Here is a 24,255-nt window from a genome sequence, read left to right as displayed (position 1 = left end):
CCGTTGTGCGCTTTTGGCGGAATTGCTCTAGGATGGAAACTGCCGGTAACATTCCTCCGCCACCTTGCGCAGCATGTCGCGGGAGATCTCGCCGGTGACCGCATAGCCGAGTTCACCGTCAATCCAGTAAAAGGTCTCGACATCCTTGGCGGAGGCGAAGCGGAAGCTCGTCGTCCTGTTTTCCTTGTTGCGGCCGACGATGACGGTCAGGCGTTCTCCAGCCTGATCCTCGTACATGAACATCGCGCCTGGCTTGCCATCGACCGGCAGGAGGCGGCCGCCGACCAGGTGGAAGCCGAGGGATTTGAGGTCTGGCACCTTGAGGTCGGGGATCGCCAGCCGTTTGCCGAGCCAGGTGGCGAGATGCGCCTCCTCATTGGCGAAGACCTCGACCGGGTGGCGCACTTCGCTGGCATAGACCAGGAAGGCGGTCTCGGCCTGTCTCGGCAGGGTTTCGGATTCGGCAAGTTGCAGCGGCGGGCGTTCGAAGAGCGGCGGGAGGAAGCGGTCGCTGAGCGCGCCGAGCGCAAAGAGCGCGACGGCGGCAGCGGCAAATGCGGAGCGCATCTTCCAGGGTGAGGCCGGCTCTGCCGGTGTCAGCAGCTGGAGATCGGTGTCGCGGCTCTTCTCATAGTCTGCAAACAGAGATTTGATGCCGGCATTCTGCGTCTGCCAGCCGGCCACCATGGCGGCGTCCTCGGGGTTTTCGGCGAGATAGGCTTCCACGCGGGCGCGGGCAGCTTCCGGCAACTGCCCATCGGCGTAAGCGTGCAGGTCCGCTTCGGTGACGGTGGGGTTGGTCTCGTTCATTTTGGTCTCCGAAGCGTAATCACATTATCGGCTTTCACATGTTCGCTCATGCGCTGGCGCGCGCGCGACAGGCGCGACATGACGGTGCCGATCGGGATGTCCAGCATGGTTGCGACTTCGCTGTAGCTGTAGCCCTCGATGACGACGAGCATCAGCACGGCGCGGTATTCCTCCGACAGGCTGTCGAGGGCCTGTTCCAGCCGCAGGCGCTCCAGCGGATCAGCCTGGTTATCGGGGCTCGCCAGCCCGTCGGCGGCATCGAGTTCGACCAGCCTGTCGCGGGAGCTTGCACGACGGGTATTGCGGTAGAGGTTGGTCATCGTCGTCAGGACCCAGCCGCGCAAATTGAGGCCGCGCCACTGGCCGCGCCGGGCCAGAACCTTTTCCACGCAATCCTGAAGCAGATCCTCGCCTTCGGCATCCGAGCGGGTGAGACTGCGGGAATAGCGGCGAAGCGAGGGAAGGAGGGCCAGGATCTGGCCCTCGAACGTATCGGGTGGAGGCTTCTTCACGCTTGCCTCATCAGGGCTTGGCGACATCCCAGACGCCGCCGACGCCGTCGCCGGTGGCATCGCCGGACTTGGTGTCCTTCACAAAGTAATAGAGCGGCATGCCGTCCTTTGCCCACTGCTTCTTTCCATCCTTGCGCTCGACGAGCGAGTATGCGCCTTCGGCCTTGGCACCGCTAGCGGCGAGGAAAGGCGGCCAGTTGGTGGCGCACTTGTCGTAGCAGTTTGTCATTCCCTTTTCGTCCTTCTTATAGGTGTAGAGCGTCATGCCCTTTTCGCCGGCCAAAACCTTGCCTTTGGCCGTCTCGACGGTGGTGACGGCAGGGGCGGCGAAGGCCGTAGTAGCGGTAGCGGCAATGAGCGCAAGCACTGACAGGAATTTCGCGGACTTCATGGTCTCTCTCCTCGGGTTAGGCACGCATTTTTGCGATACCGGACATGAGACACGACAGGCGTCCGTTTTATTCCCGTTTCCATTCCTCGACCTTCAGTGAAAGCTATAAGGTCGCGGCGAAGCGGCTTGGATGACGCTTGCGAGGGTAGGCAGAGCGACGGAAAGGCTCTAGTGTCGGCCTGCCTGCGTGACTGGCGAAACAGATGGAGAACCATCGGGAAGCGCAGGCTGCCGATGCCGCTCGCCTGGCATAAACATAACCCCGATGCACGTGTGCCATGCCCATGCAAGAACCACATTTCCGCCTTGCCGAAGCCCTCTCGCAACTTGATCAGCTCACCAACTGGGAACAGCGTCCGCGTGGCGAAATGCGCGTCGGGCTGGAGCCAATTGTCGATCTCTCGGCCCGCCTCGGTGATCCGCACCGCGCCTTCCGCTCGATTCATGTGGCAGGCACCAAGGGCAAGAGTTCGACCTGTGCGCTCTTAGAAGCTGGCTTGCGCCATGCCGGCATTTCGGTCGGGCGTTATGCCTCGCCGCATGTGAAGCATATTTCCGAACGGGTAACCGTCAACGGTTGGCCGGTCGAGGATCAGGTGCTAGCTGAAGCGCTCTTCTTAGCGCTCGATGCATTAAAGGCAGCAAGAAGAGACGCAACGGCGGCGGAAGCCGCAACATGGTTTGACATGCTGACGGCCGCGGCATTCCTCATCTTTCGGGATGCCGGCATTCAATGGGCCGTGGTCGAGACGGGGCTCGGCGGGCGGCTGGATTCGACCAATATCGTCGACAGCGACATTTCCATAATCACCAATATTGGCCTCGAACATACGGAAATCCTCGGCAAGACGCGAGCGGCGATCGCCTTCGAAAAGGCCGGTATCATCAAGTCTCGTACGATTGTCGTGACACCGCTCGAAGCGGATGACGAGGCAGGCGCAGTCATTGCGAAGCGAGCGGCCGAGATCGACGTGCGGCTTATTCAGCCGGATTTCTCGGGGCTGAAGACGATTGCAGAAAGAAATATCGCGGTTGCAGGTGCTGCGCTCGATGCGCTTGGCGAGTTTGGTCTCACGGCTCGCGAGGGTGAGGTGGTCGGGGGATGGCTGATCGATGAGCAGGCCAAGCTAGACGCGAATTTACCGGGGCGGATGGAGCGCTTCGTCGTGCCAGCCGGGGGCAGGGCTGTTGCGGTCGCGATCGATGGGGCGCACGTGCCGTTCAATCTCGAAGCGGTACTCGACGATCTCTCCGGCATGGAAGGCTTTTCCGGGCCAGGCATCGCCGTCGTGGCGATTGCGGGGGACAAGGATGCGGCGGGGTTTGTCGAGGTGATGGCCCGTTATGGCGTCTCGCCGATTTTCACCTCGGTTTCCGATCGTTTCAGGTCGCCTGCCGAGTTGCAGGCGCTTGCAAAGGCGATGGGCCTGGAGAGTGAGGTGATCGAGGATCCGAAGGCAGCTTACGAGAAGGCGCTCGATCGGGCGGGCGCATCCGGTGCTTGGGTGATCCTGACGGGATCGCTCTATCTTGCCGGACTCTTGCGCGACCATGTGATGATGCAGGACGCGATGTCAAGGAAACGCTAGCTTCGTTCAGGGTAACCCAAAATAAGGCTTACGAGGCGGCGCACGAGAGTTTCTGCTGCTGACGCTTGGGTGATTTTGACGAGCTTGCTAGCTCGTCGGGCTCCTGCGCGAGCAGATCAGCGGGGAAGCGGCGAAGGGTTTGTTTGATGGCAGGATTGCGATCCTCCCGTCAGCCTTAGATCTCAACATTTCAGCCTCATGGAAGAGCGAAACCTCGGCGCCGATCTTATGTGTTGCGAACAATTAAATTGTACGATATCAGTCTCGTCGTTGGCACTCGAAAAGGAAGACAACATGCATAATTTTCTGAAGATTTCTCTGGTGGCCGGTGCGATTGCCACGATGGCCTCTCCGTCGTTTTCGGCAGATGCGAAGCCGACGGTGGTTCTGGTGCATGGCGCTTTCGCCGATGCGTCGAGCTGGAACGGCGTCATCACAAAACTCGAAAAAGATGGCTACCCGGTGGTCGCTGTCGCCAATCCGCTTCGCGGCGTCAAATCCGATGGGGATTATGTCAGGCGTGTCGTTGCGGGCGTGAAGACCCCTGTCGTCCTGGTCGGGCATTCCTACGGCGGCTCCGTGATCACCGACGCTGCCTCATCCGCAACAAATGTGAAATCGCTTGTCTATGTGGCAGCATTCGCACCCGATAGCGGTGAGACCGCTGCAGCGCTCTCAGGCAAATTTCCGGGCGGCACTCTGGGATCTGCCCTTGCCGAACCCGTCGCCTTGGACGGAGGCATGAAGGACCTCTACATCGATCAGGCCAAGTTCCACGATCAGTTCGCAGCCGACGTGCCGAAAGACGAAGCTCGTCTGATGGCGGCAACGCAGCGCCCGATCACCGACGCGGCGCTGAACGAAGCTACCGACAAGGCGGCCTGGAAGACGATCCCGGCTTATTTCGTCTATGGCGATGCCGATAAGAACATTCCCGCAAAGGCCCTGCAGTGGATGGCCGATCGCGCGAAGTCGAAGGACACTGTCGTGGTGCATGGCGCATCCCACGTCGTCATGGTCTCTCATCCCGACAAGGTCGCGAAGTTGATCGAAGAGGCAGCCACAAGCAAGTAGCCTGCGACGCGGCTCGCTCGCAGGAGCCAGCTCGAACCGATGCGTGCCGGACTGATTCGTTCCGGCACGCCTGTGGCGGCAACCAATAGAATTTCGCCTTGCCTATGCCGGGCGAATCCTGCCAAGTCGCTTCCATGCAATTCGCCCCTCAACAGGATGAAGCCCTGAAGGCCGTTTCGAACTGGCTGAAGGAGGGCAGGTCGCCGCTCTTCCGTCTGTTCGGCTATGCCGGGACGGGCAAGACGACACTTGCCAAGCATTTTGCCGAGCATGTCGATGGCGACGTTCTGTTTGCCGCCTTCACCGGCAAGGCCGCACAGGTGCTGCGCTCGCGCGGGGCATCGAACGCCAAGACCATCCATTCGCTGATCTACCGGCCACGCGGCGAGGAAGAGGTGGAGGACGAGGAAACCGGCAAGACCTCGATCGCACCGATGTTTTCCATCAACCGACAAAGCCCGGTCGCCAAGGCGGCGCTGATCATCGTCGACGAATGCTCGATGGTGGACGAGGCGCTCGGCAAGGACCTGATGAGTTTCGGCACGCCGATCCTCGTGCTTGGCGATCCCGGCCAGCTGCCGCCGGTGTCGGGCGGCGGCTATTTCACCAATCAGGAGCCGGACTATCTGCTGACGGATATTCACCGGCAGGCGCGTGACAACCCGATCATCCAGCTCGCCATGCAGGTGCGTGAGGGCAACGAGATCATGTATGGCGACTATGGCACGGCGCAGGTGATCTCCAAGAACGAGGTGACGCAGCCGCTGGTCATGGATGCCGACCAGGTACTCGTCGGCACCAACAAGACACGCCGGCGCTATAACCAGCGCCTTCGCGAGCTGAAGGGCTTTAGCACCGATTATCCGCAGACCGGCGACAAGCTGGTCTGCCTGCGAAACGATCCGGCCAAGGGCCTGCTCAACGGCTCGCTCTGGCAGGTGATGACGTCCTCGAAGGAAACGACGAAGCCCGGCATCAACCTGCTGGTCCGTCCTGAGGACGACGATATGGATCGGGGCGCTGCCAAGATCAAACTGCTCAAGCAGGCCTTCGAAAATGTCGAAGGCGAGATCCCTTGGAACACGCGCAAGCGTTATGACGAGTTCGACTATGGGTATGCACTGACGGTGCACAAGGCGCAGGGCTCGCAGTGGAACAATGTCGTGCTGTTCGATGAAAGCTGGGCCTTCCGCGATACGCGCGAGCGCTGGCTTTACACCGCGATTACACGTGCAGCAGAGACGCTGACGATTGTCCGTTGACGGTGGCGTCCGCTGAAGACGACGTTCGCTGATATTGGCCTGCACTGCCGTACAGGATGCGGTGGCGGCCGCAGCCGGTGGGGATAATCAGGCCTGCACGACGCCGAGGAGAACCGCCTTGGCGATGGCCTGGAAGCGGTTATTGGTGTGGAATTTCATGATGATGTCGGCCTCCAGAGCACGCGCTTCCTCATGTCTGAGGTCGAGGGCGCGGGCGATACGCTGTGTCGAATATCCCTCAGCCATGAGCTCCAGGCACTGACGCTCCTGATCGGTCAGGCTTGCCGGATCCCGGTTGTCGTTGATCGGCGGCAGCTCGAGGCTGCTGTCATAATCGAGAAGATCGCTCACCTGCTGCAACTGCCGGTGCAAAGTCGACATTTCGGCCGTCAGCTCGCGCTTGCGCTGGGAGAGGGCCTCGTGGAAGATCGACTCGGCCTCTTCCTGTGAGGCTGCGCTGCGCAACACGTCCATCAATTCCTGGATGACGGCGATCGGCATGCCGGTTTCGCGGCAAACGGTGATGACCGCCATGCGCATCACATCATCCTGATCGTAAACGCGCATCAGGCCGATGCGGTTTGCGGAAATCAGGCCCTTCTCTTCGTAGAAATGCAGTGTTCTGTGCGTCACGCCGAAAGCGTTCGCCATGTCGGCGATGGGAATGGGACCTTGCGGAATATCCGGCGGCAAAGCGGCCGAAGGCAGGAACCGGTATTTCGACCGAGCCTCCGATGCTATACCGGCGGCAGCAAACATGCGTTTGGAACCGTCTGGCATGAACCCTCCTGGGGCAGATAGTTGCACCTCATGCGGCTTTGCCAGTTGCTTCCGGAGCGCGGCGAGCGGGGTTTCCTCTAGCGTTCTTGTCGTTGGAAGAAGCAGTACTCGGCGTACTTACTCGTTACGCAGTGCCCACAATATGCGCGGACGGTTTCTTTTGTAAGTGCTAAAAATAACCGTTTTCAAATGGGATAGCAATGTTGCGGCATCTGCTTTGTGTGTGGTAAAATAGAACCACGCGGTTGGCCGTCTCTGATGAATGCTCTTTTGACGGAACGGAAGTTACTATTCTCGGTACGTCCATGATGTCGACCGCCGTGGCGCGCGCGACCATGAAGGGCAGGCATGAATGCATGCGCGAATCTCATTGGCGTTCGCGGGCGGCTTGCCTTAAAAGCAGGGCCAGTCTCCACCCCAGACGGATATCGCCATGCCCGCCAAACTCTCCGTGAACCTCAATGCCATCGCCATGCTGCGCAACCGGCGCGATCTGCCCTGGCCAAGCGTGGAAGGGCTTGGGCGCATCGCGCTTGCCGCCGGCGCTTCGGGGCTGACCGTGCATCCGCGGCCGGACCAGCGGCATATCCGCTTTTCCGATCTGCCCGTGATCCGAAATCTGATCGACGACGAGTTTCCGGAAGCCGAATTCAATATCGAGGGCTATCCGACGGAGGAATTCCTGGAGCTTTGCGCCGGAGCGCAGCCGGAGCAGGTGACGCTGGTGCCCGACGATCCGTCGCAGGCAACTTCCGACCATGGCTGGGATTTCCGCAAGCATCAGGCGTTGTTGACTGATGTGGTATCGCGGCTGAAAAAAATGGGATGCCGTGTTTCGCTCTTTGCCGATGGCGACGGCGACGCGGGGGCGGTTAAAGCGGCAAAAGCGACGGGTGCCGATCGGATCGAGCTTTATACCGGCCCCTATGGCGGCTGCTATGATGCGCCGGAACGTGCCGAACCGATCCTCGAAGGGCTTGGCAAGACGGCGGATGCGGCGATTGCGCTTGGACTCGCTGTCAATGCCGGTCATGACCTTACGGTGGCAAACCTGCCCGCGCTGGTGAAGCGCATTCCCGGTCTTGCGGAGGTTTCGATCGGCCACGGGCTGACGGCCGATGCGCTGGAATATGGTATGGCGGAAACGGTGCGCCGCTTCTGCCGGGCCTGCGGCCAGAAAATCTGACAAAAAAGGCCCGCCCTTGGTGGATGCAAGGGCGAGCCTTAGAGCGCCGTGCGTCCATTCGGACGCACAAAGGACGCTCTAACTCTTTGAATCTACGCATCAGGCTTTCCGAAAATCGATTCCGATTTTCGAGCCGATGCTGTAGACCGGCTCAGGCGGTAAGAGCGGCCTTGTTGGCGATGAAGTAGTCCTTCAGCGACTGCGGCTGTTTGCCCGTCAGCTTGGTGAAATCGTCGGTGACGATATCGAACTTGCCGGCGCGTATGTTGGCATCGGCCGAAACCAGCATGTCGGCGACAAAGCCCGGCAGGCCTGCGCCACGGATGCCCTGGCCGAGTTGCTCGTCGCTAACCGGTACGACTTCCAGCGGCTTGCCGGTGGCTTCAGTGGCGATTGCGGCGATTTCCTTTGGAGTCAGCGACTGCTTGCCGGTCAGCGTGTAAGTGCCGGTGGTGCCGGCAGCGAGGACCGAAGCGATGGCGAGCGCGCAGTCGTCACGCGAGATGGTCGAAATCTTGCCGTCGCCGGCGGAGGTGAACCACTTTCCGGCCTGCAGATTGTGCGGCATGCTGTGCATGTAGTTGTCGTGATACCAGGCGTCGCGGACGATCGCGTAGGGGATGCCGCTTTCCTTGATGGCGTTTTCAGTGCCGAGATGGTCGGGCGCGAAGGTGACGAGCGAATTGTCAGGGGCGGGCATGGAGGTGTAGGTGATGTGCTTCACCTTGGCCTTGACGGCAGCGGCAACGGCGGCTTTGTGCTGGATCAGGCGCTTGCCGGGCGTATCCAACGCATCGGTGCTGATGATCAGCAGGCGGTCGACACCGGCGAAGGCAGCTTCGAGGCTGGCAGCATCATCGAAATTCGCCTTGCGGGTGATTACACCCTTGGCGGCGAGGGTGGCGAGCTTCTCCGGGCTGCGGGTCGCGGCGACGATATTGGCCGGCGCGACCTTGTAGCTTTCGATCAGGTGATGGATGACACGCTGGCCGAGCTGGCCTGCAGCGCCGGTGACGAGAATGGTTTCGCTCATGGTATCCTCTAGTGGTTCACAGGTGGTCTCAAAAAGAGAGTAACGCTAGAATAGGAATTGACCCGAGACTGTAAAGAAGGCAGTTTTTCGGCAGTTCGTTACCAAAAGGGAACCAGCTCATGGCCGGAACAGTCGTCAATCTGAAAGCGAGAACAGACCAAGAAGGGCTGGGTGCGCGGCGTGAGATCGACCTTGCCAGCCTGGATTTCACCAATTGCCCGGTTCGTGATGTGTTACAGCAGATTGGTGGCAAATGGTCGACGCTGATTCTCGAAGCGCTTGCCAAGCAGCCCTACCGTTTTGGCGAATTGCGCCGGATGATCCCGGATATTTCCCAGCGCATGCTCACCCAGTCGCTGCGTGACCTGCAGCGGGACGGTTATATCGAGCGGGAGGTTTTTCCGACGAAGCCGCCGAGCGTGGAATACCGGATGACGGAACTTGGGCGGTCACTCTATACGGCGCTGTCACAGTTGTTGAACTGGGCTGAGGCGAACCATGATGAGGTTCGCGCCGCGAGGCTGCGTTTCGATGCAGAAGAATAGAGAGCGGATCAGGCGGGCAAGTCGCCTGATCCGCATTTGATTACTTCTCGCGGCCTTCCGTCAGGAAGAACAGGAAGGCGAGTGCCGGAAAGCAGAAGCCGATCCAGGCCGCCAGCGTCCAGCCACCGGTCGCGTAGGCCCAGCCGCCGAGTGCCGAACCGATCGCGCCGCCGGTAAAGAACGTTGCCATGAAGAGGCCGTTCAGGCGGCCGCGATGTTCCGGGCTCAGGCCGTAGATCGCGCGCTGGCCGCAGACGAGGTTGGTCGTCACGCCGAAATCCAGGAGGATCGCCGCAGCCGTCAGCAGGATGAGCGCCGTCAGCGAGCCATCGGCGGCGAACTGGCTGATGAGGAAGGAACCCATGCCGAGCAGCATCGCGAGCGTCGAGGCGATCTTCGTCAAGCCTCGGTCGGCCAGGCGGCCGGCGATAGGCGAGGCGACGGCACCGGCGGCACCAGCGAGCGCGAAGAGGGCGATGCCGCTCTGCGATATGCCGAAAGCGGGGCTTGCAAGCAGCAGCGGTGCCGTCGTCCAGAACAGGCTGAAAGCGCCGAACATGCCGGCCTGATAAAGGGCGCGGCGCTGCAGCACCCGCGAATTCAGCGCCAGATGGCCCATGGAGGCCAGCAGCTCACCATAACGCAGTTTCGTGTGCGGGACGCGAACCGGCAGGTTGGCGCGCAGCACGACGCCGAGTGCGATCATGACGGCGGCGGTGACGTAATAGACCATATGCCAGGAGGAGGCTTCGGCAACGAGACTCGCGAAGGGTCGGGCAAGCATGATGCCGCAGAGCAGCCCGCTCATGACATTGCCGACGACCTGACCGCGCGTCGCGTCCGGCGCCATGCTGGCGGCGAAGGGCACGAGGACCTGCGCTGCGACCGAGGCGAGGCCGATACAGAGCGAGGCCGTCAGGAACATGCCGGGCGTGGAGGAGAAGGCCGCGCCGATGAGGGCAAGTGCGGAACCAACCGTTAGCGTCAGGATGAGACGGCGATTTTCAAAGAGGTCGGCAAGCGGCACCAGAAGCAGAAGGCCGAGACCGTAGCCGATCTGCGTCAGCGTGACGATGAGGCCGGTTGCGGCAGGCGAGAAGCCGAGATCGGTGCTGATCAGGCCGGCAAGCGGCTGGCCGTAATAGAGATTGGCAGCGACGAAGCCGCACGAGGCGGCAAAAAGGAAGGTTAGCCAGGGGGATAGGGTGCGGGACATGGCCGCATCCGGCGTGGTGGCTGAAACGCTCATCAGAAACTCCAATAGGCAATGATCGGGAGGATTGAATGCAATCTTGTCGTCTGACGCCACCCGATCCCTGACCGGACGGCGCATTTCGGTTGTCAAGTTACGAGCCGCATTGCGGCTTCGGCCGCAGCCATCATCTCTTTCTCGCCGCGCCCCGTCCTCCCGATGACGCGCAAACCCTTGGTCAGGCAGAGAAAGGTGAGGGCCGTGGCATCGGCATCCACTGTGGACGGAATGGTGCCATCGGCCTGGCCGATGCGGATCAGATCGGCCATCAGCTTTTCATCGGCGGAAAAAGCGGCGGCCACATGCTCTGCGGCTTCTCCATCCAGCAGGGAAAGATCGTTCGCGCCGCCGACGACGAGGCAGCCCTTGAGGCCTGCTTCGCCGTGGGAAAGCTCGGCGTAATACATGACCATCTGGAAGACCTTTTCACGGCCGGTCTTCGCTGCCGCGATCTTCGCCTCCAGCCGGCCGCGGCCGAGCTGGCGGTATCGCTTGAAGGCAGCAAGGAAGATGCCGCGCTTGTCCTTGAAAGCCTTGTAGACGCTGCCGGAGGCAAGGCCCATGGCTTCGGTGAGCTCGCTGATCGAGGCCGCGTGGTAGCCTCGCTCGGAGAAGACGCGCAAGGCCGCATCGAGTGCTGCGTCCATGTCGAATGCGCGCGGGCGGCCTCGGCTGCGGATTTTTACATTAGATGTGAGGGCGTCAACGGTCATACCGCCTAATTAGGGAATGATCGTTTCCAAATCAAGCGAAATTTTCGCGACGCGGCAAAATCAAAGATCGAGCACCCAGGTCTGGCCATTGGCCTCGGGCCCGAACATGCGGTGTCTCTCCTCGGAGACAAGCCGAAAACCAGCCTTCTGATAGATGGCGCGAGCGGCGTGCAGGAAGTCATTGGTCCAGAGCGAGATCTGTCGGTAGCCTTTGCGGCGGGAGAAGGCGATGCACTCGTCGACGAGTTGCTTGCCGATGCCAAGACCACGGGCGGCCTTGTCGACATAGAGCAGCCGAAGCTTGGCGATGCCATCGCCGCCATTGGTGATCAGCACCGAGCCGAGATTGATGCCGCCGCGCTCGGCAATCCAGCAATATTCCCTCTCGGGATCGAAATTGGCGAGGAATTTGCCGGCGACTTCGGCGACCAGCCCCTCGAAGCGCAGGTCCCAGCCATATTCCTCGGCATAGAAACGCCCCTGGCTCTGGACAATCCAGCCGATGTCGCCGGCGCGGTGCGGCCGGATGGTGGCGGCAGCCGGCTTTGCCTGCGGATCGAGGATCGCGCGGATCGTATGCATGGCGGCAACGGCGGCCTGCGGCTCGCCATCGGCCAGCGTGTCGAAGCGGGCAGCGATCTGGGCATTAGAGCGGCTGCCAAGCTCTTCGAACTGGGTGCGTCCTTTGGCGGTGATAGTCAGAATCTGGCTGCGCTGATCGGCGGGATCGGGCATCGCCTCGATCAGCTCTTCCTCGCGGAAGCGCTTGAGGATGCGGCTCAGATAGGCAGGGTCTAGCTGCAGGTCGCGGGCGAGGGCGCCGGCATTGACGCCATTTTGGACGCCGATCTCGAAAAGCACGCGCGCATCCGTCAGTGTGAAGGGGGTATCGAGATAGGCCTTGTTCAGAAGGCCGAGGAAGTTCGTGTAGAAGCGATTGAATTCGCGGGCGGATTCGATGAGGGCAATATCGGTCATGGCAGGGTCTCCTGACAGAAACCCTGCTGCCTTTATTTGACTGAGTCAACTAAATTGATGACTCAGGCCGCGTCTTCTTCTTCGTTTGCGAGTTCTCCCTCGAACGCGAAGTCGACAGCGGCGCGGGCATGGATTGTCGTCGTGTCGAAACCGGGCAGGGGAAGCCGATCGGGATCCAGGATAAGGCAGATTTCTGTGCAGCCGAGGATGATGCTGTCGGCGCCCTTGGCATGGGCGCGCTCGATCACCGCCATCAGCTTTTCGCGCGAGTTGTCGAGCACCTTACCGGCGCAGAGCTCGTTGAAGATGATGTCATGGACGGTGGTGCGGTCGGCGGCATCAGGCACGACGATGTCGAGACCGAGGCTCTTCATGCGATCACGATAGAAGCCGTGCTCCATCGTGTAGCGCGTGGCGAGCAGCAGCGGGCGCTTGCAGCCAGCGGCATGGATCGTCTTTGCCGTCTCTTCGACGATATGGATCAGCGGCACGGAGATATGTGTAGCAACCTCGGGCGCGATCAGATGCATCGTGTTGGTGCAGATCAGCACGCAATCAGCACCGGCAATCTGCAGGCGCAGCGCGACATCTCCGAGGCGCGAGGCAGCCATATCCCAGGCGCCGGCCTTCTGCAGTGCAACGATTTCCTCGAAATTCACCGAATGCATCATCAATTCGGCGGAAGCCAGACCGCCCAGGCGCTCGCGTACCATCTCGTTGATGAGGCGGTAATAGACTGCCGAACTTTCAAAGCTCATGCCGCCAATCAGGCCGATTGTTTTCATGATTTCTCGCTCCCTCTGGTGTTCTAGGATGCGCTTATAATGCGGTAGATTGAGCGCCGTTTGTTTGCAAAGTTTGTGCTTTTGCTACGACATATGCTAATCTTTCGCGTCATTTTCCGGTATCTTGCAAAATTTGGGCGTGGAGGTGCAATCATGATCGACGATCGCGACAGGCGAATTCTCGATATGCTGCAGGAGAATGCAGGCGTCTCCGTGACCGACCTTGCCGAACAGGTGGCGCTTTCGGTCTCGGCCTGCTCGCGGCGCATTCAGCGGCTGGAGGAGACCGGCCATATAGCTCGGCGTATCGTCGTGCTCGACCGGGAGCTCATGGGCGTGCCGACGACCCTCTTTGCGCTCGTCAAGACGGCGCATCATTCCGACGAATGGACGGAGAGCTTCCGGCGGGCGATCAGCGATATACCGGAAATCGTCGAGGCGCACCGGCTGACGGGCAATTACGATTACATCCTCAAGATCGTGCTGCCGCGCGTCGAGCATTACGACGTCATCTACAAGCGGATCGTGCGGCGGATCGAGCTTTTCGACGTATCAGCCTCGATTTCGATGGAACTGATGAAGAGCGGGACGTCCATACCCGTAGGCTATGCCAGCTGAACAACCGACCTAGGACAAGACCGCTTCCAGCGTTTGTCGGTTGCGAAGCATCCAGGATGCGCTTCTGGTGCGCCATGTTATAGCCCATAGAGATTCTGTGTTTTCTGTACCGGGGGTGACGTGAACCTCTTTTGCCTGCTCGGCAGCATCATGAATTGCAAATGTGAGCAGCTTCTCAAAAAAACCGTCTCGCTGCGTTTTCGAAAAACCATAACCGTCCAGCAGATACCGAACCTGTCGCGCCCTCGCCATTGCCGAGCCAAGGTTCATTCTTTCCGCTATGTCGTCATCGTAAAGCTGCGCATTCAACCAGCAGGCTTGAGCCAGTTCAGTGTCTATTCCGACCGGTCCGGCAACCTCCCAGTCGATAAGTGCGATTGGTGTGTTAGAGCGACAGACAATGTTCCAGGGGCCGGTGTCGCAGTGACCAATGACACGCGGCCCGGTGTCGAGCGTACGGCCAAACCACTCACGCCAGATCGCATTGTCAGGAACTTTGAACGAAGATGTTGCCTCGTGGAGTTGTCGCAGCGTGTTTCCGAGGCGTGGCAGAGCTTCATCGCTCCAAGGCCGGGGATGGACAAACTCTCCTTCGATAAACGACAGAGTTTCCCGACCCCGCTCGTCAAACCCGGTGCCAACGACACGGGGACATGCGGTGAATCCTACCTGCTCAAGATGTCTCAGCAGCAAAACTATGGTCGGAGACCAGGGGCCGCTCTCACGATAAATGACACTGCCGCGTCGAGAAACTTCAGTGCGTCCGCCGCCGGTCAAAATGTTTTCCTCGTCCATGCCTGGAATGTACGTGCAAAATGCTTTTGATGACAACGAAGATGGGAACTAACGCAAGATGCATATCGGCAGCACACAAAGCCGATCGGGATGCAGGGCAGGCATGCCGAAACGGCGGTTGAAACCTTTGCTCGAAAGGCGACATTTGTTGCAGCGCAATAACGAAAGGGTAGGGGCATGAGCGAACATCACGTCGTCGTTATCGGCGGCGGTTTCGGCGGGCTGCAGCTCGTCAATGGCTTAAAAGGCGCGGGCGTGAAGATCACGCTCATCGACCGGCGCAACCACCATCTCTTCCAGCCGCTTCTTTATCAGGTGGCGACGACCATCCTGTCTACCTCCGAGATCGCCTGGCCGATCCGCCATCTCTATGCCGACCGGCCCGATGTGACCGTGCTGCTCGGCGAGGTCAACGGCGTCGATGTCAAGGCAAAGACCGTATCGTTACGCAGCGGCATGATGCTGAACTACGATACTCTGGTGCTGGCGACTGGTGCTACGCACGCTTATTTCGGTCATGACGAATGGGAGCCGGTAGCGCCGGGCCTGAAGACGCTGGAGGACGCGACGACGATCCGCCGCCGTGTGCTGCTCGCCTTCGAGCGGGCGGAAGTGGAAAGCGATCCGGCGGCACGCGATGCGTTTTTGACCTTCTCCATCGTCGGGGCCGGCCCGACGGGCTGCGAGCTTGCCGGCATCATCGCCGAGCTGGCGCATTTCACGCTGCCCAAGGAATTCCGCAACATCGATACACGCAAGACCCGCGTCGTGCTGATCGAGGCCGGGCCGCGTGTGCTGCCGGCCTTCGCCGAGGAGCTTTCGGCCTATGCGCAAAAGGCACTGGAGAAGCTCGGCGTGGAGGTGCTGACGGGAACGCCGGTGACGCGATGCACGGCCGATGGGGTGACCGTCGGCGAAAACTTCATTCCGAGCCGCACCATCGTCTGGGCGGCGGGCGTGCAAGCCTCGCATGCGGCTCGCTGGCTTGGCGTGCCGGCCGACCGGGCAGGGCGCACCATCGTCGAAAAGGATCTCACGGCACCGGGTCTGCCTGACGTTTTCGTGATCGGGGATACAGCCTCCGTCATCCAGGAGAATGGCAAGCCGGTGCCTGGCATTGCGCCGGCTGCCAAGCAGCAGGGCGGCTATGTGGCGAAGGTCATTCGTGCCCGCGTAGCCGGCAAGCCGGTGCCAGGGCCGTTCAAATACTGGCATCAAGGAAGTCTGGCGACGATCGGCAAGAGTGCGGCGATCATCGATTTCGGCCGCTTCAAGCTCAAGGGCTGGCTCGCCTGGTGGATCTGGGGCCTTGCCCATATCTACTTCCTGATCGGCACGCGCTCACGCTTCACTGTCGCCTGGAACTGGTTCTGGATCTATATGAGCGGCCAGCACAGCGCCCGGCTGATCACCCAGCGCGAGACCATGCGCGACGATGGGTAGAGGCGGAACAGGCTAGAAGGAGAAAGGGCCGCTCCGGAGCCGCCCTTTCCGTTTCATCAGGCTGCCAGCGAGGCGATGTCGATGACGAACCGGTAGCGCACGTCGCTCTTCAGCACGCGCTCATAGGCTTCGTTGACCTGCTGGATGTTGATCTTCTCGATTTCGGAGACGATGTTGTGCTGGCCGCAGAAGTCGAGCATTTCCTGGGTCTCCTTGATCGAGCCGATCATCGAGCCGGAAATGCTCTTGCGGCCGGGAACCAGCGAGAAAGCGTGGACCGGGATCGCATTCTCGGGAATGCCGACCACGACGAGGGCGCCATCCACCTTCAGGAGACGGAGATAGGCGTTCCAGTCGATCTCGGCGCTAACCGTGCAGATGATGAGGTCGAACGTGCCGGCGAGCTTCGTGAAGGTTTCCGCATCGTTGGTGGCGTAATATTCCTTGGCGCCGAGCTTCAGGCCGTCTTCCTTCTTGGAGAGGGTCTGGGAGAGGACGGTGATATCAGCGCCCATGGCGGCACCGAGCTTGACGCCCATATGGCCGAGGCCGCCCATGCCGACGATCGCGACATTCTTGCCGGGGCCGGCCTTCCAGTGGCGCAGCGGCGAATAGAGAGTGATGCCGGCGCAGAGGAGCGGTGCGGACGCATCCAGCGGAAGGTTGTCCGGAATGGACATGACATAGCCTTCCTTGACGACGATCGAGTCGGAATAGCCGCCCTGAGTGCGGGTCTTGCCGTCGGCTTCGAACTCGTTATAGGTGCCGACGAGGCCCGGCATATACTGTTCGCGGTCGAGGTCTCGTTCGGCGCAGCCGACGCAGGAATCGACGAAGCAGCCGACGCCGACGCGGTCGCCGACTTTGAACTTGGTCACTTCAGAACCAACGGCCGTGACGATGCCGGCGATCTCGTGACCAGGCACGATCGGGTAGACGGCATTCTTCCATTCGTTGCGGACGGTATGGATGTCCGAATGGCAGATGCCGGCGAACTTGATCGCGATGACGACATCATCCGGGTTCGGATTGCGGCGTTCGAAGGTGAAGGGGGTCAGCGGCTTGGAAGCATCGGTCGCGGCGTAGCCTCTTGCGATAGGCATGGGAACCTTCCTTTTCGATTTCAGAGGGGTGGAAGAGAGGATGACGAACTATTGCCGGGAAGCGCGCGGCTGCGTTAGAGCGATACTCTCAGCTTTTTGCACGATCCTGCAAAAGTGAGCCGGCCACCTGTTTGAGAAATGGAAAGGCCACCTTAGATTAAGGCCATATCGCAGGCGTAAGACAGAAAGAGTTGCCGCATGACATTGCCTTTCAATCCCTATCGGGAAATCGCCGATATCGCGATGCGCTTTGCGCCCGGCGACGGCGAGTTCCGGACGTCGATCGGCAATCTTCATATCAGCCGCCGCTCTAAACCCAGCGATCCACTGCATAGCAGCTACAAGCCGTGTTTTGCCTTTGTGCTGCAGGGCGCCAAGAGCCTTCGTCTCGGCAATGAATTTATCAGCTATGGGACGGGGGATTATCTGCTGACCTCGCTCGACCTGCCGGTCGCCTGGCGCGTCACCGAGGCCAGCCCCGAAGTGCCGCATCTTTGTCTGGGTCTTGCGATCGATTCCGAAAAGCTGCTCGAGCTTTTAAGCCGCATCGATATTCCGCGCCCGGGCGCCCATACCGATGGGCAGCGCGGCATGACCGTCAACGTCGCGCCGCCGGAGCTTCTTGACGCTGCCGTGCGCCTGCTGCGCTTGCTCGATCGTCCAGACGACATTCCGGCGATGGCGCCACTGATTGAGCAGGAAATCCTTTACCGGATACTGACCGGGCCAAATGGCGAGCGGTTGATCAACATCGCCACTGCCGACAGCCACAGCAACAGGATCGCGCGGGCCGTCGCCTGGCTGAAGGAGAATTTCGCCCGGCCGCTGCGCATCGAGGATCTCGCCGACCACGTCAATATGAGCGCGTCTTCGTTCCACCATCACTTCAAATCGGTAACGGCGATGACGCCGATGCAGTATCAGAAGCAGCTTCGCCTGCATGAGGCGCGCCGGCTGATGCTGGTGGAGCGGCTCGATGCCGGTACTGCCGGTCATCGGGTCGGCTATCAGAGCCCATCGCAATTCAGCCGCGAGTACAGCCGCCTCTACGGCGCATCGCCGGCGCGCGATGTCGATGGCGCACGGGATGCCGTCGCAGCGGAATAGGCTTCAGCCCGGAAATTTCAGCGCCTTGTCGTTGCGGCATTTCGCGAGCTTCAGCTGGCGGAAGGAGAGGATGCGTGTGATGCGTTCCTTGCCATCGGTCTCGACGCTCATGCAGGCGCAGGCATAGCCATAATTGCCGTTGGTCTTCACATAGTCATGCTCGGAAATGTCAGGGATGAGGTTCATGCCTTCGGGCTCGTCGCCGTTTCCCTGTGTCATGATCGTCCAAGTATTGTGCGCATCGTCCAGCCACCAGTTGGCGGGGGTAGGGTTCTGGATCCAGCCGCAGCGCGTTTCGGCGGCAAGAGCCGGGAGGGCGAGGGCAAGCGCCAGGGCAGCGGTGAGGGCTATTGTTTTCACGGGGGAGTCTCCTTGTCTTCGATGTTCGGCGATTTTCCTGCCTTCGAACAGCCGAATTCCGTTGTTTCATATGATACGAAAAAAATCTCCTGATGCTTCTTGACGGGAGCATGCGATCCGGCGCATAAAACCGCGAACCGTACCGTACGGTACGTAAATTGGGAGCAGAAACCGTGTCAGTCGATGTCGCAGAGCCGAGCGAGTTTTCGCCACGCCAGAACGCTGTTCTGGAGCAGGCGCTGCAGCTTCTTGTCGACGGAGGCGAAAAGGCGCTGACGACATCGGGCGTTGCGCGCGCCGCCAATTGCTCCAAGGAAAGCCTCTACAAGTGGTTCGGCGACCGTGACGGTCTGCTGTCTGCCATGATCGCCTATCAGGCGAGCAAGGTGCGCACCTTCGAGCGCAGCGGCGAGCGGCTGACCTATACGAGCCTGCACGACCATCTCGTCATCTTCGCTCGCGATCTTCTCGAAGTTCTGGCCGGCGACGTGTCGCTGGCGCTGAACCGGCTGGCGATCGGCCAGTCTCATCGTGATGGTTCCAAGCTCGGTAAGCTGCTGCTCGAACGCGGCCGGCGGCAGATCGACCGCCGCGCCATGGCGCTGATCGATGCGGGAAAAAGGGCAGGGCTGTTGCGCTTCACGGATGCCGATGAGGCCTATCATACGCTTTACGGCCTCATCGTTTCCGATCTGCATGTGCGCATGCTGCTCGGCGAGCCGGGCCTCAAGGATACCGCGCGTCAGGCGGAGAAGGCGGTCACCGCTTTCCTTCGCCTCTACGGCACGGACAAGGTTCTGGCGGAGATGCCGATCCTCGGCTGACCCGTTTTATACAGTCAACAAGACAAGCAAAGGGAAGGAACTTCAAATGCGCGTCTATTACGATCGTGATGCCGATCTCAACCTCATCAAGTCGAAGAAGGTCGCCGTCATCGGCTATGGTTCGCAGGGTCGCGCCCATGCGCTGAACCTCAAGGATTCCGGCGCCCAGAACGTCGTCATCGCACTCAAGGCCGGTTCGCCGACCGTCAAAAAGGCCGAAGCCGACGGCTTCAAGGTCATGACGGTTGCCGAGGCTGCTGCCTGGGCCGACCTGATGATGATGGCAACCCCGGACGAATTGCAGGCCGATATCTACAAGGCCGACATCGCTGGCAACATCCGCGACGGCGCTGCTATCGCCTTCGCACACGGCCTCAACGTTCATTTCGGCCTCATCGAGCCGAAGGCGACTGTCGACGTCGTCATGATCGCCCCGAAGGGTCCGGGCCACACGGTTCGTGGCGAATACCAGAAGGGCGGCGGCGTTCCCTGCCTCGTTGCCGTTCACCAGAACGCGTCCGGCAACGCACTTGAACTCGCTCTCTCCTACGCCTGCGGCGTCGGCGGCGGCCGTTCGGGCATCATCGAAACCAACTTCCGCGAAGAGTGCGAAACCGACCTCTTCGGCGAACAGGTCGTTCTCTGCGGCGGTCTCGTCGAGCTCATCCGCGCCGGTTTCGAAACGCTTGTCGAAGCCGGTTACGCTCCGGAAATGGCCTATTTCGAGTGCCTGCACGAAGTGAAGCTGATCGTCGACCTGATCTATGAGGGCGGCATCGCCAACATGAACTATTCGATCTCCAACACGGCCGAGTGGGGCGAATATGTCTCCGGTCCGCGCATCATTACCGCAGAGACCAAGGCCGAGATGAAGCGCGTCCTGAAGGACATCCAGACCGGCAAGTTCACCTCCGAGTGGATGCAGGAATACCGCGCCGGCGGCTCGCGTTTCAAGGGCATCCGCCGCCTGAACGATAGCCACCAGATCGAGGAAGTCGGCACCAAGCTGCGCGCCATGATGCCCTGGATCGGCAAGAACAAGCTGGTCGACAAGTCGGTCAACTGAGCTGTTCTGAGATTGTGATTAAGAGGGGCCGGGGGCGAAAGCTCCGGTCCTTCACTTACGGGCGACAAGATATAGCCAGCGGGTTGGTTTACCGTCATAACCGCCGCCATCCGCTTCGTCGATCGTGACGTCTCTCCAGCCGCCCGCAACGAGTAACTCCTGCAGCCATTTCCTCGAAGGGTAATTGTAGTAGCGCCCGAAACCGTCATGGCCTTCGGCAGTGCCGGCCTTGAAGCTCGCATGGAAGATGCTGTCTTCCTTCAGTGCGTTATGGATGAGGCCGAGGATGGCGGGGAGGTCGGAGCGGGGCACGTGGAGAAGGCTTGCCTCGGCCCAGATGCCGTCGAATTCCTCGCTGGCCGAAAGCTCTTCGAAACGCATGACTTTCACCGGCCTGCCGACCAGCTTCTCGGCTTGTCGGGCAAGTTCCGCCGAGCCGTCTGTGGGCAACACGTCGAAGCCTCTGGACAGCATGTAGGCGCAGTCCTGCCCGCCTCCGCAGCCGAGTTCGAGGATGCGTGCTTTTTCGGAAAGAGCGGAGAGGAAAGCGTCCAGTCTTGCCGTGGGGAGCTTCCGGCCGCGGTTCGCGTAGGTCTCGGCATTATCGTCGTAGAAGGCTTTGGTCATGGGTTCTTCTCAATATAGACCACGCGATCGAGATCCTTGAAATGGGCGTCGAGCGTCAGAACGTCGGCGTCGTGCAGTTCGGCGGTTGCATAGATGATGGCGTCGGCAAGGGCGAGTTTGCGTTTCGCCGAAACTTCGGCGGCGCGGCGGCCGAGCGCCGTGTCGAGCGGAGCTGTGATGCAGGTGGCGGTATAGGCGAAGAAGGAATCGACGGCTTCTTCGCCGCGTTCGCGCTCCAGCCATTTGGCGAGTTCGAGCTGGACGATGGTCGGGACGATGCATTCGGTTCGTGAAGGCATCTCGGCTTGCAGACGATCCGCGGCGGGGCCTTGGGTCAGCCATTCGATCCAGGCCGAGCTGTCGACGACACGCATCAGAGGCGGTCTTTCCTGTCGCGGTAATTGCCGGGGTCGGCGCCTTTGGCCATGCCCCTGAGATCTGCCAGATCAGGAACGGGGATGAGAAGGACGCCTTTGCCCTTGGGGATAAAGACGAACTCCTGGCCAGCGGACCAATGCTGCTGTTCGCGCACTTCCTTGGGAATGGAGATCTGGAACTTTGCGGAGAGGATTGCGGTTGCCATTCTTACCTTTCCTCTATCGATCGATAGATCGTAAGAATTCAACTGACCTCGGTCAATAGGGAGCGTTTTTTGACGTCAAGTGGCCGGGTCGGGCATGGAAAAACCGGGCGAAGTGCCCGGTTTCGATGTTGTCGCTTTATCTGCGGAAGGACTTCGTCCGAAATTCAGATCACAGGACGCGGCGCGTCCAGCCGCGCTCGTCGTTGGTGACGCCCTTCTGCAGGCTGACGAGCTGCTGGCGCAGTTCCGTAGTCAGCTTGCCGGTCTGGCCGTCGCCGACCTTGAATTCGCCGGCGGCGTGGCGAACGAGGCCGATGCCGGCGAGCACCGCGGCCGTGCCGCAGGCGAAGGCTTCGACGAGCTTGCCGCTCGCTGCATCAGCCTGCCATTCCTCGAAGGAGTAGGGGCGTTCATCGACGCGCAAGCCCTTTTCCTTGGCGAGTACGATGACGGAGGCACGGGTGATGCCGGGCAGGATCGTGCCGCCCAGCGGCGGGGTGACGACCGATCCGTCATTCATCACGAAGAAGACGTTCATGCCGCCGAGTTCCTCCACCCAGCGATGTTCGGCTGCATCCAGGAAGACGACCTGGTCGCAATCCTTCTTCGCGGCTTCGGCCTGTGCCACGAGGCTGGCCGCATAGTTGCCGCCGCATTTTGCAGCACCCGTGCCGCCGGCTGCTGCGCGGGTGTATGTGGTTTCGACCCAGAGGGAGACGGCCTTCGCGCCGCCCTTGAAATAGGCGCCGACCGGGGAGGCAATGATGCAGAAGATATATTCTTGAGCTGGACGAACGCCGAGGAACGCCTCGTTGGCGAACATGAAGGGGCGAAGGTAGAGGCTGGCATCGCCGGAGGGGATCCAGTTCTTGTCGACGCGCACGAGTTCCTCGACCGCCTTCAGGAAGAGTTCTTCTGGCACGGCAGGCATTGCCATGCGGGCGGCCGACTGCGCGAAACGGCGGGCGTTCTCTTCGGGCCGGAAGAGCAGGATGCGACCGTCGTCCGCCTTGTAGGCTTTCATGCCTTCGAAGATTTCCTGGGCGTAGTGCAACACGGCGCTAGCAGGGTCGAGTTCCAGAGGGCGCCTTGGGGTCACCTTCGCATCATGCCAGCCCTTGTCGGCAGTCCATCGCGCTAGGACCATATGGTCCGTGAAGATCTTGCCGAAGCCGGGTGTTTCCAGTGCCTTGATGCGGTCGGCGTCGGAGACGGGAGATTCGTGGAATTCGATTGTGATTTCAGGAGAGGTCGACGTCGCGGTCATGCTGGCACCTTGATAGTCCATTGAATAATGGCCGGCACACTACTGCCGCCGGGCCGGTTTTGGAAAGGTCTGAATCAGCCGGTTTTGGGTTTTGATCGGAGGAATAATCGCCCGATATGGCGAATGTTCAGGCAATGAGGCAGACTATTCGGCTGGGTGGCATGAAGACTCGAACGGCAGCCCAATCGGCACCAGGGCTTTCAAATGTAATCCCCCCATTGTCACAGTGACAAGAAAATAGGTCAGCATTATTGACATAAATTTCGCTGCGTGGTGAGTTGTCGGTATTATAAAAAACATGAGGAAACCCCATGCTGAACTGGGATTCAATGTTTGCGACGCGCTCGTCGCGGATGCGCGCTTCGGAGATCCGTGAGCTTCTGAAACTTCTCGACCGGCCGGATATCATCTCCTTTGCCGGCGGCATTCCGGACCCGGCTCTGTTTCCGGATCAGGAATTCAGAAAGGCCTACGCAAATATTTTCGACAGTGCGGCTGTGAACTCGGCCCTGCAATATTCGGTATCGGAAGGCTACAAGCCGCTGCGCGAATGGCTCACCAAGCAGATGGCGGATCTCGGCATTCCCTGCGAGCTCGACAATGTCTTTATCGTCTCCGGTTCGCAACAGGGCCTCGATTATCTCGGCAAGCTGTTCCTGTCGCCCAACGACACGGCGCTCGTGACATGGCCGACCTATCTCGGCGCGCTGCAGGCCTTCAACGCCTATGAGCCTTCCTACGACCAGCTGACGCCCGGCGGCAACCGCACGCCGGATTCTTACCGCGAGGCTGCGGCGCAGAAGGGCGGCAAGGTGAAGTTCGCCTATCTCTCGGCCGATTTCTCCAACCCGACCGGCGAGACCGTCGATCGCGAAGGCCGCGAGAAAGTTCTTGACCTTGCCGAAGAGCTCGACATCGCTGTCATCGAGGATGCCGCCTATCAGTCGCTGCGGTATGACGGCGATCCGATCCCGCCAATCCTGGCGTTGGAGATCGCCAAAAAGGGCCATATCAACGATACGCGCACGATCTATTGCGGCAGTTTCTCCAAGACGCTGGCACCGGGCCTTCGCGTCGGCTTCATCGTCGCCAATGCGCCCGTCATCCGCAAGCTGGTGCTGATGAAGCAGGCGGCCGATCTGCATTCTTCGACCATCAACCAGATGGCGATTTCGGAAGTTGCCGAGCGCGGTTTCGATGCGCAGGTCGCCAAGATAAGGGCCGCTTACAGCCATCGCCGCAATGCCATGCTGGCGGCACTCGAGAAGTACATGCCTGCCGGCACGCGCTGGACGAAGCCGGAAGGCGGCATGTTCATTTGGGTCACGCTGCCGGAAGGGATGGATGGCGCCAAGCTGCTCGCCAAGTCTCTCGAAAGCGCCAAGGTCGCGTTCGTTCCGGGCAAGGCCTTCTTTGCCGATGGTTCGGGCGCCAACACGTTCCGTGTCAGCTTCTCCTGCGCCAACGAGCAGATGATCGAAGAGGGCATCGGCCGTCTCGGCAAGCTCATCGCCAGCGAAATTGGCTGATACTGACTATTGGTCTGGGCGGC

27 protein-coding genes and 1 riboswitch are annotated in these 24,255 nt (G+C 60.4%); of the genes, 11 read left to right on the top strand and 16 right to left on the bottom strand.

The features are described 5' to 3' along the window. Positions 1-27: 27 nt before the first annotated feature. Genes JNB85_RS23150 through JNB85_RS23140 form a run of 3 tightly spaced genes read right to left on the bottom strand, consistent with a single transcriptional unit; the run spans position 28 to position 1,713 of the window. Positions 28-810: an anti-sigma factor family protein gene (locus JNB85_RS23150; protein WP_220336629.1), complete on the bottom strand. Its 783-nt coding sequence runs from the start codon at positions 808-810 to the stop codon at positions 28-30. Beyond that, positions 807-1,322, bottom strand: a complete 516-nt coding sequence (locus JNB85_RS23145) for an RNA polymerase sigma factor (protein WP_220336628.1) — start codon at positions 1,320-1,322, stop codon at positions 807-809. Before JNB85_RS23145 ends, JNB85_RS23150 begins: the two co-directional genes overlap by 4 nt. A gap of 10 nt (positions 1,323-1,332) precedes the next feature. Beyond that, positions 1,333-1,713 carry a COG4315 family predicted lipoprotein gene (locus tag JNB85_RS23140; RefSeq protein WP_220336627.1) on the bottom strand — a complete coding sequence of 127 codons (381 nt, stop codon included), beginning with the start codon at positions 1,711-1,713 and terminating at the stop codon, positions 1,333-1,335. Positions 1,714-1,890: 177 nt separating this feature from the next. Beyond that, positions 1,891-1,970: riboswitch (ZMP/ZTP riboswitch) on the top strand. A 21-nt stretch (positions 1,971-1,991) separates the two neighbouring features. On the opposite strand from JNB85_RS23140, the gene JNB85_RS23135 reads away from it, so the two are divergent. The 3 genes from JNB85_RS23135 to JNB85_RS23125 all read left to right on the top strand — a co-directional run bounded on the left by JNB85_RS23135 (position 1,992) and on the right by JNB85_RS23125 (position 5,638). After that, positions 1,992-3,302 carry a bifunctional folylpolyglutamate synthase/dihydrofolate synthase gene (locus JNB85_RS23135; RefSeq protein WP_338050347.1) on the top strand — a complete coding sequence of 437 codons (1,311 nt, stop codon included), beginning with the start codon at positions 1,992-1,994 and terminating at the stop codon, positions 3,300-3,302. Positions 3,303-3,596: 294 nt separating this feature from the next. Beyond that, positions 3,597-4,376 carry an alpha/beta fold hydrolase gene (locus tag JNB85_RS23130; protein ID WP_420852291.1) on the top strand — a complete coding sequence of 260 codons (780 nt, stop codon included), beginning with the start codon at positions 3,597-3,599 and terminating at the stop codon, positions 4,374-4,376. Between the two features lie 134 nt (positions 4,377-4,510). Continuing rightward, entirely contained in the window at positions 4,511-5,638 is a 1,128-nt protein-coding gene (locus JNB85_RS23125) for an ATP-dependent DNA helicase (RefSeq protein WP_220336626.1), read from the top strand. A gap of 87 nt (positions 5,639-5,725) precedes the next feature. Here the strand turns inward: JNB85_RS23125 and JNB85_RS23120 are convergent, their stop codons facing one another. Further along, a complete protein-coding gene (locus JNB85_RS23120) occupies positions 5,726-6,418 on the bottom strand; it encodes a MerR family transcriptional regulator (protein ID WP_220336625.1) in 693 nt (230 codons plus the stop codon). Between the two features lie 433 nt (positions 6,419-6,851). On the opposite strand from JNB85_RS23120, the gene JNB85_RS23115 reads away from it, so the two are divergent. After that, positions 6,852-7,604 (top strand): pyridoxine 5'-phosphate synthase, encoded by a 753-nt coding sequence (locus tag JNB85_RS23115; RefSeq protein ID WP_220336624.1) that lies wholly within the window; start codon positions 6,852-6,854, stop codon positions 7,602-7,604. 151 nt (positions 7,605-7,755) lie between these two features. Here the strand turns inward: JNB85_RS23115 and JNB85_RS23110 are convergent, their stop codons facing one another. After that, a complete protein-coding gene (locus tag JNB85_RS23110; protein ID WP_220336623.1) occupies positions 7,756-8,637 on the bottom strand; it encodes an SDR family oxidoreductase in 882 nt (293 codons plus the stop codon). A gap of 119 nt (positions 8,638-8,756) precedes the next feature. On the opposite strand from JNB85_RS23110, the gene JNB85_RS23105 reads away from it, so the two are divergent. Next, complete coding sequence (locus JNB85_RS23105) at positions 8,757-9,182, top strand: winged helix-turn-helix transcriptional regulator (protein ID WP_220336622.1); 426 nt, start codon at positions 8,757-8,759, stop codon at positions 9,180-9,182. 40 nt (positions 9,183-9,222) lie between these two features. Here the strand turns inward: JNB85_RS23105 and JNB85_RS23100 are convergent, their stop codons facing one another. From JNB85_RS23100 to JNB85_RS23085, 4 genes are all read right to left on the bottom strand, one after another. Continuing rightward, positions 9,223-10,431 (bottom strand): MFS transporter, encoded by a 1,209-nt coding sequence (locus JNB85_RS23100; protein WP_220336621.1) that lies wholly within the window; start codon positions 10,429-10,431, stop codon positions 9,223-9,225. Positions 10,432-10,523: 92 nt separating this feature from the next. Then, positions 10,524-11,147: a TetR/AcrR family transcriptional regulator gene (locus tag JNB85_RS23095; protein WP_220336620.1), complete on the bottom strand. Its 624-nt coding sequence runs from the start codon at positions 11,145-11,147 to the stop codon at positions 10,524-10,526. 60 nt (positions 11,148-11,207) lie between these two features. After that, positions 11,208-12,125, bottom strand: coding sequence for a bifunctional helix-turn-helix transcriptional regulator/GNAT family N-acetyltransferase (locus JNB85_RS23090; RefSeq protein ID WP_220336619.1), 918 nt, complete (start codon positions 12,123-12,125; stop codon positions 11,208-11,210). Positions 12,126-12,187: 62 nt separating this feature from the next. Beyond that, positions 12,188-12,910, bottom strand: coding sequence for an aspartate/glutamate racemase family protein (locus tag JNB85_RS23085; RefSeq protein WP_220336618.1), 723 nt, complete (start codon positions 12,908-12,910; stop codon positions 12,188-12,190). Positions 12,911-13,063: 153 nt separating this feature from the next. Between JNB85_RS23085 and JNB85_RS23080 the strand changes: the two genes are divergently transcribed. Beyond that, positions 13,064-13,528 carry an Lrp/AsnC family transcriptional regulator gene (locus JNB85_RS23080; protein ID WP_220336617.1) on the top strand — a complete coding sequence of 155 codons (465 nt, stop codon included), beginning with the start codon at positions 13,064-13,066 and terminating at the stop codon, positions 13,526-13,528. Between the two features lie 9 nt (positions 13,529-13,537). On the opposite strand, the gene JNB85_RS23075 is transcribed toward JNB85_RS23080, so the two are convergent. After that, the gene (locus JNB85_RS23075; protein WP_220336616.1) at positions 13,538-14,323 is read right to left on the bottom strand and encodes an aminoglycoside phosphotransferase family protein; all 786 of its coding nucleotides are present in this window, start codon (positions 14,321-14,323) and stop codon (positions 13,538-13,540) included. A 177-nt stretch (positions 14,324-14,500) separates the two neighbouring features. Here JNB85_RS23075 and JNB85_RS23070 point away from each other — a divergent pair, with 177 nt between their 5' ends. Beyond that, a complete protein-coding gene (locus JNB85_RS23070) occupies positions 14,501-15,766 on the top strand; it encodes an NAD(P)/FAD-dependent oxidoreductase (RefSeq protein WP_220336615.1) in 1,266 nt (421 codons plus the stop codon). Positions 15,767-15,822: 56 nt separating this feature from the next. On the opposite strand, the gene JNB85_RS23065 is transcribed toward JNB85_RS23070, so the two are convergent. Further along, positions 15,823-16,869 carry an NAD(P)-dependent alcohol dehydrogenase gene (locus tag JNB85_RS23065; RefSeq protein ID WP_220336614.1) on the bottom strand — a complete coding sequence of 349 codons (1,047 nt, stop codon included), beginning with the start codon at positions 16,867-16,869 and terminating at the stop codon, positions 15,823-15,825. 198 nt (positions 16,870-17,067) lie between these two features. Between JNB85_RS23065 and JNB85_RS23060 the strand changes: the two genes are divergently transcribed. Continuing rightward, the gene (locus tag JNB85_RS23060; protein ID WP_220336613.1) at positions 17,068-17,976 is read left to right on the top strand and encodes an AraC family transcriptional regulator; all 909 of its coding nucleotides are present in this window, start codon (positions 17,068-17,070) and stop codon (positions 17,974-17,976) included. Between the two features lie 3 nt (positions 17,977-17,979). On the opposite strand, the gene JNB85_RS23055 is transcribed toward JNB85_RS23060, so the two are convergent. Beyond that, positions 17,980-18,336: a DUF4087 domain-containing protein gene (locus JNB85_RS23055; protein ID WP_220336612.1), complete on the bottom strand. Its 357-nt coding sequence runs from the start codon at positions 18,334-18,336 to the stop codon at positions 17,980-17,982. 158 nt (positions 18,337-18,494) lie between these two features. Here JNB85_RS23055 and JNB85_RS23050 point away from each other — a divergent pair, with 158 nt between their 5' ends. Both JNB85_RS23050 and ilvC read left to right on the top strand, forming a co-directional pair. Continuing rightward, positions 18,495-19,160, top strand: a complete 666-nt coding sequence (locus JNB85_RS23050) for a TetR/AcrR family transcriptional regulator C-terminal domain-containing protein (protein WP_220336611.1) — start codon at positions 18,495-18,497, stop codon at positions 19,158-19,160. Between the two features lie 46 nt (positions 19,161-19,206). Continuing rightward, complete coding sequence (gene ilvC / locus JNB85_RS23045; RefSeq protein WP_220336610.1) at positions 19,207-20,226, top strand: ketol-acid reductoisomerase; 1,020 nt, start codon at positions 19,207-19,209, stop codon at positions 20,224-20,226. A 51-nt stretch (positions 20,227-20,277) separates the two neighbouring features. Here ilvC and JNB85_RS23040 read toward each other — a convergent pair whose 3' ends face one another. The 4 genes from JNB85_RS23040 to JNB85_RS23025 form a co-directional block, all read right to left on the bottom strand. After that, the gene (locus tag JNB85_RS23040; RefSeq protein WP_220336609.1) at positions 20,278-20,853 is read right to left on the bottom strand and encodes a class I SAM-dependent DNA methyltransferase; all 576 of its coding nucleotides are present in this window, start codon (positions 20,851-20,853) and stop codon (positions 20,278-20,280) included. Then, positions 20,850-21,227: a type II toxin-antitoxin system VapC family toxin gene (locus tag JNB85_RS23035; RefSeq protein ID WP_220336608.1), complete on the bottom strand. Its 378-nt coding sequence runs from the start codon at positions 21,225-21,227 to the stop codon at positions 20,850-20,852. Before JNB85_RS23035 ends, JNB85_RS23040 begins: the two co-directional genes overlap by 4 nt. Further along, positions 21,227-21,436, bottom strand: coding sequence for an AbrB/MazE/SpoVT family DNA-binding domain-containing protein (locus JNB85_RS23030; RefSeq protein ID WP_220336607.1), 210 nt, complete (start codon positions 21,434-21,436; stop codon positions 21,227-21,229). Before JNB85_RS23030 ends, JNB85_RS23035 begins: the two co-directional genes overlap by 1 nt. A gap of 169 nt (positions 21,437-21,605) precedes the next feature. After that, positions 21,606-22,703 carry a branched-chain amino acid aminotransferase gene (locus tag JNB85_RS23025; RefSeq protein ID WP_220336606.1) on the bottom strand — a complete coding sequence of 366 codons (1,098 nt, stop codon included), beginning with the start codon at positions 22,701-22,703 and terminating at the stop codon, positions 21,606-21,608. Between the two features lie 311 nt (positions 22,704-23,014). Between JNB85_RS23025 and JNB85_RS23020 the strand changes: the two genes are divergently transcribed. Next, positions 23,015-24,232 (top strand): aminotransferase-like domain-containing protein, encoded by a 1,218-nt coding sequence (locus JNB85_RS23020; RefSeq protein ID WP_220336605.1) that lies wholly within the window; start codon positions 23,015-23,017, stop codon positions 24,230-24,232. The last annotated feature ends 23 nt before the right edge of the window (positions 24,233-24,255 follow it).

This window comes from Rhizobium mesosinicum (genome assembly GCF_019511345.1).
Lineage (GTDB): Bacteria > Pseudomonadota > Alphaproteobacteria > Rhizobiales > Rhizobiaceae > Rhizobium > Rhizobium mesosinicum.
Note: the sequence above shows the minus strand (reverse complement) of the source record. Positions and strands in the feature narration are given on the sequence as shown.